Source organism: Caulobacter sp. GW821-FHT09A05, assembly GCF_059418465.1.
The window spans coordinates 95,559-106,491 of record NZ_JBWKPX010000010.1; the positions used below are offsets into that span (position 1 = coordinate 95,559).

Below are 10,933 nucleotides of genomic sequence, written 5' to 3' on the forward strand. Positions count from 1 at the left end.
TGATCCCGACAGGCTCTAGATTCAAACATTAGATTCAAACATTTAGAGCGCGTTTAGCGGGCGAAACCGCTCACACTTTCGCCCAACGCTCTGGCTAGCGCGCCTTGACAACCGCCGCATAGAGCCGCCGCGTCGTCTCCGTCGTGACGTCGGCGTCGGCGGCCAGGGCCAGGGCCTGGGCGGCCCCGGCCAGGCGCAGCCGCTGGTCCTCGTCGCCCGCCAACCACCCGATCGCCTCGGCCAGGGCGAGGCTGTCGCCGATGGGAACCGCCACGGCCGCCTCGGGCGCCCAGTCGGCGATATGTCCCACCGCCGTGCCGACGCTCGGCACGCCAGCCACCGCGGCCTCCAGCGCGACGAGCGGGCCGGCCTCGTGGCGCGAACTGACCAGCATCAGATCGGCTCCTGCGACCCAGGTTCGGATCTCGGCATGGGGCAGGAAGCCATGGAACGCGACGTGGCGGTCCAGGTGCAGTTCGGCGCACCGCCGCTGTACGGCGGCGTCCAAGGTGTCGTGGCCGATGACGTCCAGCTGGAAATCGACGCCGCGTGCGCGCAGCACGGCCATGGCGTCAAGCAGCGTCGGTTGATCCTTGATCCGATTGAGATTGGCCACATGGACCAGGCGAAGCGGCGCTTCGGGCGCGCGGCGGCGGGGCGGGGCGGCTGGCCATCGGTCCAGCGCCACGCCGAATGGAATGACCTCGGCTGGAACGCCGAAGGCCGACGCCTGTTCGGCCATCCACCAACTCTGGACCACGACGCGATCCGCGGCGGCCAGAGCCAGCCGCGTCCAGAGCCGCCCCCCGAGCGTGAGCCGCGCGCCATAGCCGATGTCCTTCAGCGCCACCAGATCCCCTCCGGGCAGGGTCAGCACCACCGCGACGCCGGTCAGGCGGCCGCAGAAGGCGGCGACCACCCCGGGTCCCGCCGCCCAGAAGCCGTGGATGACGTCGAAGCGTCCGCGGCGATGTTCGGCCAGCAGGTCGCCGGCCGCGCGCAGCCGCCGGGGCCGGCGACCTGCGTTATGGACCTGGGCGCCTAGCAGGCTCCATCGCCCTGGCGACGGTTCCTGTTGCAGGGCGAAGACGTGGACCTCGTCGCCGGCGGCCACAAGGCGCTCGATCAGCCACAGCAGGCAGGGGATCACCCGCCTCTCGCCCGATCGGTCGACGCCGCCGGGAACCACCAGCGCGACCTTCATCGCCGCGCCTCCGCCAGCGTCGCATAGATCTCGCGCAGCCGCGCGCCGACGACGTCGAAGGCCAGCGTGCGCCGGAAATGTTCGACAACCGCCCGCCGCTGGGTCCCGCCCGGACGAGCCGACACCTCGACCAAGGCGCGCGCGAAGGCGGCCGCGTCGCCGACCGGCGCCATGGCGCCGATGGCGCCGTCCCCCGTCAGCGCCCGGAACGAGGGGATGTCGCTGACCACCGGCGTCGCGCCGCAGGCCATGGCCTCGATCAGGGCGTAGCCGGAGCCCTCGAAGCGGCTGGCCGAGACGAAGATGTCCGCCGCCCGGCACAGGGTCTGGATATCGTCGTGGTCCACGCGGCCCAGCAGGTGGACCCGCGACGCGAGGATGGGCGAGGCGGAGACCCGCGCCTGAACCTCGGCCAGCATCGGCGCCTCGTGGAAATAGCACCAGAGCCGTAACCCCGGCAGTTCGGCGGCGGCGATCTCGACCGCGTCGAGCACGGTCAGGGGATCCTTCTTGGCCTGCAGGCGGCCGATCCACAGCACGGCCGGGTCGCCATGCAGCCCGCAGGCGGCGCGGGCGGCGTCCTGATCGCCGCTGGTGAAACGGGTCGAGGATTCCGGCACGGAAAAGACCGGAAGGCCCGGGCGCAGCAGCCCGCGCTCCAGGAACGGCTCCGCCTGCGTCGCATCGGTGAACGCCGCTCCGGCCACCCTTTCCAACCCCCATCGCATCAACCGCGACGCCCGCTCGGCCGTGCTCGCGTGGTCCTGGACCAGCACGGGCGGGCCCAGCGCGCTCAGCACCCGTGTGTGCCAGGCGAAGTCCAGGCCGTTCACATGGATCACCTCCGGCGCGCACTCGCGCACGGCGCGCGCCAGTCGTCGGGGCGACAGGCCGGTGGGCCGGTCCGGCAAGGCCAGTTCCGGCACGAACCGATAGCGGACGCCATCGTGCGTGAGGTCGGCCGCCTGGTGAAACGACTGGACCACCACCACCTCGACGCCGGCGCTCGCCACCGCGCCAGCCACGTCGCCGAGGGTCGGCCAGGTTTCCAGCAGGGCCTCTGGCGTCGGCCGCCCGCGCGGGCGCACGAGATTGACATGCACGACGCGCATCGCCTCATGCCTCCGCCAGCAGTGACGGCAAGCGCGCCATCAGGAAGTCGATCGCCGCGTCCGGATCGCGCGACAAGGTCAGTCGCCATCCGCCCGCCCCGGCCAGGGCCCGCGCCGCCCGCGCCGATTCCCGCGGCAGGAGATCGAAGCCAGCGTCGAGCCGCATCAGTCCCGCCTCCGTCTCGGCGGCGTCCAGCCGTCGCAGGTCCACCGCCTCGCCGCGTTCGAGCAGCAGCGGGATCGCCCGCTCGGCCACGGCGGAACCGACCAGCGCCGTCGGCGCCAGGGGCACGACGGCCTTGAGCTTCCCGCCGCGCCGGCGCTCGCCCAGGGTGAACCTCGGCGCGTCCTGGGGAAACACATGCAGGGGGCGCCGGAAGCCCCAGACGCGCAGGACAGGCTGAAGCTGGATGTACAGGGTGTCGTCGGAAAGGATCGGAACGCCCCGCTGCATCGCCGCCAGGGTCAGGGTGCTCTTGCCCGATCCGCTCGGCCCGGCCAGGACCAGCGCCGAACCTTCCACTAGCAGACCCGCCGCATGGACCGGGGTGCGGTCACGACGCGTCAGCAGGAACAGCAGCAGGGTGTCCACCAGTTCGCCGGCCAAGGCGACGGGATCGCCGACCAGACGGGCCGACGCCACGCCGTGGGCGCGGCCCTTGCTCGCGTCGGCCCAGGCCCGGAGACCCCTGCCCCGCAGGGTCAGCCGGGCGCCGTCAACCCGGATAGCCTCGTCGGCGTCGCCAACCTCGCCCAACTCGAGCCTGATCTCGACAGCCGGCGCACCGGCCGGCGCGTCGACCACGCCATCGGGATACGCCGCTCGCACCGTCGCCAGCAAGGCTTGGTCGCTGACGATGAAGGTGACGAAAATTCCGAAGAATTCAAAACACTGCATACCCATTATATTCAACACGCACAATAATCATGTCAAATACTTAAACACAGGAAAAGCATATTTTGGTATATTAAGGCACAAATGATGGTAGTGGAAGATAATGCCAACCTAATAGATTTCAATATTCAAGATATTTCACAGGATGAGGTCGCGCGGCGCTTCCTCTGGGCTAAACGACAGGGCCGCCCGACCTGGCTCTGGCCCGACGTTTCCCTTGAGGCCTGGCGCAACGCCATGGGCCAGATCGAGGCCACGGCCCGAGCGGTGCTTTCCGGCCGCACCGGCGTCCTGGACGGCGACCCCGCCGCGATCGGCCTGGCCGGCTATATCTCCGGCATGGGGCCGTTGCTGGGCTGGTGGCGCGAGACGGGGCTGATCGCGGCAGAACCCGGTGTCGGCCGGGTCCTGGAACTGCACCTGCGGCACAACAGGCTCCGGGCCGCGCGGATGGAGACCGCCGCGATCAGGGTCGTCGAGGCCTTGTCGCGGAAGGGCCTCGACGTGGTGGTCCTGAAAGGCGCCCACACCGCGCGCGACTATTTTCCCGATCCCGGCGCGCGCCCCGCCTCCGACATCGACCTGCTAGTGCGCGCCGAACAGGTGGTCCCGGCCGAGGCCGTGCTGCAGGCGGAAGGTTTGGTCGAAGCGAGCCGGGGCGCCCGCGAAAGCAGCTGGCGGCCGGCGCAGGGGCCAACATCCCCACGGGCCCTGACCCTGGTCCACGCCGATGATCCCTGGAGCATCGACCTGCACGCCTCACTCGACATCTTCGTCAGCGCCGGCGCGCCGCTGGCCCGGTTGGACCTGGCCGGCCCCATGACCGGTCTCGCCCGGTGGGCGCCCAATCCCAGAGCCAGGACGCTCGACCAGCCGCTGCTGCTGCTGCACCTGGCCGCCCATGCGGGATCGGGCCTGCAGAACCTGACCCTGCTGCGGCTGGTCGAACTGCACCTGGTGATCCGGCGCGATCTGACTGATGGCGCCCTCTCGTGGGACGCCTTCCTGGCGCTCGGCGAGCGCGCGGGCCTGCTGGGCTTCTGCTATCCGGCCCTCAAGCTTTGCGAGGACCTGTCGTCCGGCTCGGTTCCCGCTTTCGTGCTGGAGGCCTGCGGCCGCCAGGCGCCGGCGGGGGTGTCGCGGGTCCTGAAGAACCTCACCCCAGCGACGGCCCAGCGCATCGACCGCGCCTCCGTGCAAGAGCATTTCATGTGGACCGAAGGCTGGCGCGGGCGCACCGCGCAGCTGGTCGCCGACATCGCGCCTTCGACGCGCTCGTGGCGCAAGCTGTGGTCAATCTACGAGAACCGGGCTTGGCGCTTGCTGCGGGGCCGATTCAGCCGCTAGCGGCTCAAACCTCGGCAAGCCCTTCTCTTCGCCCTCCGGCCGCAGATGGCCGTAGGCCTGATCGTCGTCCGGGACGATGCGGGCCCAGGCGCGGATCAGCCGCAGCAGCTTGGGATTGTCATAATCGGCCCGCGCCCACCGGCGCCAGGCGGCGATCTTGCCCAAGACCTTGCCCCACGGCCGCGTACGCTTGTCGTGCACCGACGGGAAGCGGCTCTTCAAGACCAGCTCGAAATCGTCGACCCGCGCCTTCAGCCGTCGCGCCATCCACGGCAGGTCCGGATCCTCGTGGGTCATCCAGGTCACCCACTGGGGCTGGATCCACTCCTCCAGCGTGTCGGGCGTGCCGGCCAGGGCGTCGACATTGCCGTAGGTCTCCTTGCGCTGCGGCGTCGGAGTGTAGAAGTAACTGATGAGCTCCATTGTGGGGTTGATGGTCTTCAGCTTGCGGATGAAGGCGAGGGTGTTTTCGATCTCACCCTCGGGTTCGTCCGGATCGCCGAACACGAACGAAAACTCCGGGACGATCCCGTGCTCGCGGGTCTTGGCCGCCGTGGTCACGATCTGGTCGGTGGTGGTGCCCTTGTTCATCTTGGCCAGGATCTCGTCCGAGCCAGACTCCGCGCCACAGAACACCATGGTCAGGCCCGCCTCGCGCAAGGCGCGCCAGGTCTCGTCCGAGAACCGGGTCAAGGCGTCGACCCGCGCCTCGCACCACCAGCGGATCCCCAGCGGCCTGAAGGCCCTGGCGATCTCGATGGCGTGCTTCTCGTTGAGGAAGAAATTGTTGTCGTAGAAGTGCACCGAGTCCATGCCGTGCTCGCGCACCAGCCAGGCCAGGTGCTCGGCGGCCCGCGCCGGCGTCTCCACCTTCTCCTTGCGGCCGAACACCGAGATCACGCCGCAGAAATTGCAGCCATAGGGACAGCCGATCGACGCCTGGTAGACGCCCGACCGCTTGCCTAGGAACGTCGGGTGCAGATACTGGCCGACATCGATCTTGTGATAGGGCGGCGAGGGCAGCTCGTTGGGGCCTAGCCATACCCGTTCGGGCGACTTCCAGATCGTCCCATCCACCTGCCGGAACGCCAAGCCCCTGACAGTCTTGGGATCACGCTCGCCAGCCAGCACGTCCAGCAATTCGAGGAACGTCTGCTCGCCCTGGCCGCGCACCACCCAGTCGACATAGGGCGCGTTCAGCACCGGCTCGGGATAGAGGCTGCCGAAGTTGCCGCCCCAGATGATCGGAATGGCCGGGAACCGGCGCTTGAGCGCCTTGGACAACGGTACGGCGTTGACCAGCTGTGGTCCCGGCATGACGGTCAAGGCAACAGCCTGGACGGGATCGGGCCCGCCCGCCTGGCGCCGGACATGGGCGGTGATCTCGGCCAGTACGTCGATGTCGGGCAGATTGCCGTCGACGATCTCCCAGGTGATCTCGGCCGGCAGCGCCGCGCCGATCGCCATCACGGACAGGGGAAAGCGCCGGTTCGATGGCTTGGTGGCGCGGGGATTGACCAGCAGGATCATGGGCGCTCGCAGCTCCAGATATCGAAGCGCGAGGGCGGTCTCTGGCCACGGATCATCGCCAAGAGCGGACGCGCCTCATACCACACCGGATATCGGACCCGCCGGCGCCGCCAGACGAGGCCCAGGCGCGCCGAGGCCGCCGCCAGCCGCTCACGGGTCAGGAACTCGATGAACGGCGGGGCCAGAAGCACTCCCGCTCGATCGCCGAAACGGTCGGCGGCCTGGGCCCGCTTCTCGGCGACCATGGCCGCGCCCTGCGCCTCGCCTGCGTAGAACGGCGAGTCGACGATCGCCAGCACGCCGCCCGGACGGACGACGCGAGCGGCTTCCCGCAGGACTTTTTCCAGATCCAGGGCGTAGTGCAGTGAGGCGTTGAACACCGCAACGTCCATGACGGACGGGTCCAGAGGAATATCGTCGAACGCCGCCAGCAAGCGGCTCATGCGCCCCCCCGAGCACACCTCCAGGCTCTCGGCCGCGCCCAGGCCGTCGACCGCGTCGGCGCGGATGTCCAGGGCAATGGTCTTGTGCCCCTCCAGGGCCAGGCGGTGGCTCAGCCAGCCATTGCCCGCCCCGAGGTCCAGCACCGACAGCGGTCGCTCCCGTTGCAAGGCGTGCGGGCGGATCACATGGCGACGAAACGCTTCGAAGCTTCTGGCGCGGACGCCCCATTGGCGCGCCAGCGGACCGGAACGCAGGTAAGGCAGGCTCAGCAGTTCCTCCCCCGCATGGCCCCGGCCTTCCGCGGCGCGTTGGGCGGCGTATTCCGCGGCGAAATTGGTCACCCCCTCCGCCGTCACGCCGGCGCCCCCGCATCGGTGCGCACGAAGCTGTACAGGATGTGGTCGCCAAGGCCGGCCAGGGGTCTGGACACCAACCGGTCCAGCGCCTCCAGCCCCCCGAGCAGTCTCGGGTAGCCAGAGATCCAAGGCTCGGCCGCGCTCGGCGGTACAAGGACGCCGACGCCGCGGCGCGCGACGGGCGCGAACCAGGGCGAGAGGGCCCGCTCGACATCCTTGCGTCGATGGTAGCGGATGGTGAAGGTCCTTCCGCCCAGGCGCGCCGGCGCCTCATCCTTGGCGAACCGGCGGAACATGTTGCGCGGACGGCCGCGCAGGCCTTCGACCAGCATCTCGCCGGGACAGGCGGTCCCGAACAGCACCAGGAGGGCTGGCGCGCCGGGCCGCAGCGCCCGGGCCAGGCCGCGCCCGAACCCGGCAAGATCGTCCACGCAGTTCAGGGCGGCGAAGTTGGAAAAGGCGCCGTCGAACGGCCGGGAGCCGGCCAACTCGCCGGCCATGTCGTCCAACGCCTCGGCGGGCGCGATCTCGACGGAGGCGCCGGCGTGGCCCGCCAGCTTCGCGGCGGCGACACGCGCCATGGCCGGCGAGGCGTCGGTCAGCACAACCTCGCGGCCACGCTCGACCAGCCACAGGGCGTCCTCGCCAGTGCCGCCACCCACCTCCAGCAGCCGCGCGCCGACCGGGAAGGCCTCGGCCAGCGCCCGACGCACGACGCGGCGCTGGGCCGCAACGCTCAGCCAGGCGCCGAACCGATCGTCGAAGCCCTCAGCGATGGTGTCGAAGGCCAGGGCGGCGGGCGGAAGCGCGGCCATCGCCATGCTCATGCTTCGATCGCCAAACGAGAGGGATCGGGAGAGCGATGCAGGTGGACCTCCTGCTCCAGCGCCGCCCAGGCCGCGTCGTCCGGCCGGCCGGCATCGACCTCCCGGTGCAGCAGGTCACGGACCTTCCGATAGAAGGCCGTGTCGTAGGTTCCCTGGAACAGCATGGCCAGGTCGCCAGTGTCACGCCAGTTCTTCCGCCGCCCTAGCTGGGCGCGCACGCGCTCGTGGAACACCGTGCCGGGCAGCGGATAGGCGACCGACACCCCGATCTCGTCCGGCGCCGCCGCGCGGATCAGGTTCCGGGTCATCAGCAGGTCTTCCCAGGTCTCCGACGGATAGCCGAGCTGGATGAACCAGCAGGCCTTGACCCCATGCCTCTTCAGGACGCGAGTTGCTTCGACCGCCTCCTCGACCGTCGAGCCCTTGTCCATCGCATCGAGGACCTTCTGCGAACCGGATTCGATGCCGAGCCAGACCTCCCGCGCCCCGGCGCTGGCCAGGGCGGCGACCGCCCGGTCCGTCATCAAATTGACCCGGGACTGCATGGAGAAGGCGATGGTCGCCTCCGCGCGGCGGACTTCGTCCGCGAACGTGCAGATCCAGTCCACGCTGAGGCCGAAGATGTCGTCGGTGAACCACAGATGGTCCGGTGCGACCTCGGCCTTGAGGCGCGCCATCTCCGCGACGACGTCGTGCGGCGAGCGGGCCGTGTATCGGCGGCCGAAGGTGGGCTTGGCGCACCAGTTGCAGGCGTAGGGGCAGCCCCGCGACGTGGCCATGTTCCAGGAGAACTCGCCGTGCGCGTCGAGCCAGGCCTGTCGATAGGCCTCGATGTCGATCAGGTCCCAGGCCGGATGGGGCAGATGGTCGAGATCCTGCAAGGCGCGGCGGTGGGCCGTGCTCCGCATCCCGTCAGGACCCGGCAGGATGAGGCCCGGCGTCTCCTCCAGCGGCGTCTCGCCGCCCGACCAGCCATCGACGACGTCCAGCAGCGCCGCCTCGCCCTCGCCCAGCGCGATGGCGTGTGCGCCCGCGGCCAGGTACATCGCGGGATTGTCGCCAACGTCGGGCCCGTTGATCACGACCCTGCAGCCTCGAGCTCGCGCGGCGGCGATCATCGACAGGGCCGCGGCGCGTCGCGCGGTCGTGCACATCTTGGTCAGGAAGTTGAAATTGTCCTCGATCAGCACCACGATCCCGGGGCGGACCTCGTCAAGCTGCGCCGCGAACGCCTCGACGCCAGGCGCAAACGTGGCGTCGAACACAGCGACCGGATGCCCGGCTCGCCGCAGCAGGCTCGCCGTCAGCAGGGTCGAGAGCGGCGGATAGGGCTTCATTCTCGCGCGCTGCTTGATGTCGTGCGCGAGAAAGTAGGAGTGGCACAGCAGGATCATGCGGCCCCCGTCTTGGTCGCCCGCGCCGCCCGATCGGCCGCATGCGCTTCTTCCCCGGCCATCTCATCCATTCCGACTCGACCAGACGTCTTGCGGACCCACGCGCCCGTCATCTTGTGTGGCCAGCGTCGCTACGAAGGTTCATCGCAGCCACGAAATTCCTGTCGCGTTTCGCCACGGCCCATCGCCCGGCGAATAGTTCCGCTGGGCGTGAATATTGGCGCTTCGCGCTAGAAGCTGGTCGCGGGTTCTCGACGGGTGTCGCCAGTGAGACCAACCTTGGTCCGCGACCCGGCCGCGCGATCTTCGAAAGGCGGGTTCACGGCCAAGCTCAATGGTTGACCACTGCCATAACCCCGCTGCATCGCCCGAGCCCCCTGGCCCCGCTTCCCCGATCAGACAGAGGACCACCCGCCGTCCGACGCCAGGACCGCGCCGCTGACGTTCCTGGCCTCGTCGCTGAGCAGCCAGGTGATCGCTGCGGCGATGTCGTCGGCGTCGGCCAGGCCCGGCGCGGCCGCCATCAGCACGGTCATCACCGACTGAAGCCCTTTTTCCGAGCGCGGCGTGGCGTCGATGCCGGTGATCACGCCGCCAGGCGCGACCACATTGACCCGCACGCCCGTTCCCTTGCAGGCGAAGGCGGCGCTGCGCCCCAGGCCGATCACCGCATGCTTGGCCGCCGTATAGGACACCCCGCCCGCCGAGCCGCGAAGGCCCGCCTCCGAGGCGACCTGGACGATTGAGCCTGCACCGACCGGCTCCATCAGCCGCACCGCGGCTCGGGTGCATCGCATCACGGCCGTGACATTGACCGCCAGCACCCGGTCCCAGGTCTCGTCGTCGACCTCGGCGATCGGCAGGAAGCCGTCCATGATGCCGGCGACATTGGCCAGCCCGTCCAGCCGCCCCTCGCAGGCGTCGAACACCTCCGCGACCACGGCGGGCTGGGTGATGTCGCCAGAGACCTTCACGCCGGCCGCGCCCAACTCGACCACCTCCAGGCGCGCCGGATCGATGTCGGTAGCGACGACGCGCGCGCCCTCGGCGGCCAGGCGTTCGGCCGTAGCCCGGCCGATGCCCGATCCCGCGCCCGTGACCACCACGGTCTTGCCGGCGAACCTTGAGCTGAAATGCGGCATGTGAGCCACCCTTTGGCAGGAGGAGGCGTCCGGCCATTTCGCGAGGCGCGGACGCTCGGAACAGGAAAAAGTGCGGAGCGCTCGATCGGCGAGCGCCCCGTCCGGACCCCGTCAGGGCTCCGGCTCAGTGGAGGAGGAAATCGTCTCCGCGCGAAGGCGGCGGAGCCGAGACGCCCTGGCGACGGCGCGAAGCCGCGGCCCGAACTACTTCTTCGCCGGTAGGGCGGCGAAATCCTTGTCGATGGCCGCCAGGGCGCCGTCGCTGATGGTCTCCTTGGCGAAGCGCTGCAGCCCCTTCAGGGTCAGCGGGCGCGCCATCCGGATCTGGGGGTTGGCGAAGACCGACGGCAGATGCCTGTCGACCACGGCCTTGGCGGCGGGGGTGTCGAGAATCTCGCCGATGGTGGTGGTCGCCGTGCTCAGGGGTGGAGCCGCGACGGCCACGCCCGCGGCGGCCATCAGCGACACGGCGGCCATAGCGGTTCGGATGGGACGCATGGTCGGCCTCTTCTCTCAAGGGTCGTTGAGCTCATGATGCCTTGTCCAGGCGCGAAGGCAATCCTAAATAAGACGAATCCGATCAATTAATGCCTAAAATTACCCCGCGCCCAGCGATCGACGCGGCGCTCCCCCCTTGCGAACATGGGAAAGGCGTTTCCCAAGTTTCTTATTTTCCATCTGC

The 10,933-nt window shown here is 69.5% G+C and carries 10 protein-coding genes; 1 reads left to right on the forward strand and 9 read right to left on the reverse strand.

Annotation, left to right across the window (positions count from 1 at the left end; translation table 11 throughout):
• Positions 1–94: 94 nt before the first annotated feature.
• Genes AC07NX_RS11735 through AC07NX_RS11745 form a run of 3 tightly spaced genes read right to left on the reverse strand, consistent with a single transcriptional unit; the run spans position 95 to position 3,214 of the window.
• Complete coding sequence (locus AC07NX_RS11735; protein WP_494641955.1) at positions 95–1,204, reverse strand: glycosyltransferase; 1,110 nt, start codon at positions 1,202–1,204, stop codon at positions 95–97.
• The gene (locus tag AC07NX_RS11740; RefSeq protein WP_494641956.1) at positions 1,201–2,316 is read right to left on the reverse strand and encodes a glycosyltransferase family 4 protein; all 1,116 of its coding nucleotides are present in this window, start codon (positions 2,314–2,316) and stop codon (positions 1,201–1,203) included. Before AC07NX_RS11740 ends, AC07NX_RS11735 begins: the two co-directional genes overlap by 4 nt.
• Positions 2,317–2,320: 4 nt before the next feature.
• Positions 2,321–3,214, reverse strand: coding sequence for a hypothetical protein (locus tag AC07NX_RS11745; protein ID WP_494641957.1), 894 nt, complete (start codon positions 3,212–3,214; stop codon positions 2,321–2,323).
• Positions 3,215–3,448: 234 nt separating this feature from the next.
• On the opposite strand from AC07NX_RS11745, the gene AC07NX_RS11750 reads away from it, so the two are divergent.
• Positions 3,449–4,558 (forward strand): nucleotidyltransferase family protein, encoded by a 1,110-nt coding sequence (locus AC07NX_RS11750; RefSeq protein WP_494641958.1) that lies wholly within the window; start codon positions 3,449–3,451, stop codon positions 4,556–4,558.
• On the opposite strand, the gene AC07NX_RS11755 is transcribed toward AC07NX_RS11750, so the two are convergent.
• The 6 genes from AC07NX_RS11755 to AC07NX_RS11780 form a co-directional block, all read right to left on the reverse strand.
• Positions 4,505–6,088 (reverse strand): B12-binding domain-containing radical SAM protein, encoded by a 1,584-nt coding sequence (locus AC07NX_RS11755; protein ID WP_494641959.1) that lies wholly within the window; start codon positions 6,086–6,088, stop codon positions 4,505–4,507. The two genes, AC07NX_RS11750 and AC07NX_RS11755, sit on opposite strands and share 54 nt — an antisense overlap.
• Positions 6,085–6,873: a class I SAM-dependent methyltransferase gene (locus tag AC07NX_RS11760; RefSeq protein WP_494641960.1), complete on the reverse strand. Its 789-nt coding sequence runs from the start codon at positions 6,871–6,873 to the stop codon at positions 6,085–6,087. The genes AC07NX_RS11755 and AC07NX_RS11760 overlap by 4 nt, the downstream gene beginning before the upstream one ends.
• Before the next feature lie 11 nt (positions 6,874–6,884).
• A complete protein-coding gene (locus tag AC07NX_RS11765; protein ID WP_494641961.1) occupies positions 6,885–7,703 on the reverse strand; it encodes a class I SAM-dependent methyltransferase in 819 nt (272 codons plus the stop codon).
• A gap of 8 nt (positions 7,704–7,711) precedes the next feature.
• Positions 7,712–9,109, reverse strand: coding sequence for a B12-binding domain-containing radical SAM protein (locus tag AC07NX_RS11770; RefSeq protein WP_494641962.1), 1,398 nt, complete (start codon positions 9,107–9,109; stop codon positions 7,712–7,714).
• 395 nt (positions 9,110–9,504) lie between these two features.
• On the reverse strand, positions 9,505–10,251 hold the full coding sequence (locus AC07NX_RS11775) for an SDR family NAD(P)-dependent oxidoreductase (RefSeq protein WP_494641963.1): 747 nt from the start codon (positions 10,249–10,251) through the stop codon (positions 9,505–9,507).
• A gap of 204 nt (positions 10,252–10,455) precedes the next feature.
• Entirely contained in the window at positions 10,456–10,749 is a 294-nt protein-coding gene (locus AC07NX_RS11780; RefSeq protein WP_494641964.1) for a hypothetical protein, read from the reverse strand.
• Between the last annotated feature and the right edge of the window lie 184 nt (positions 10,750–10,933).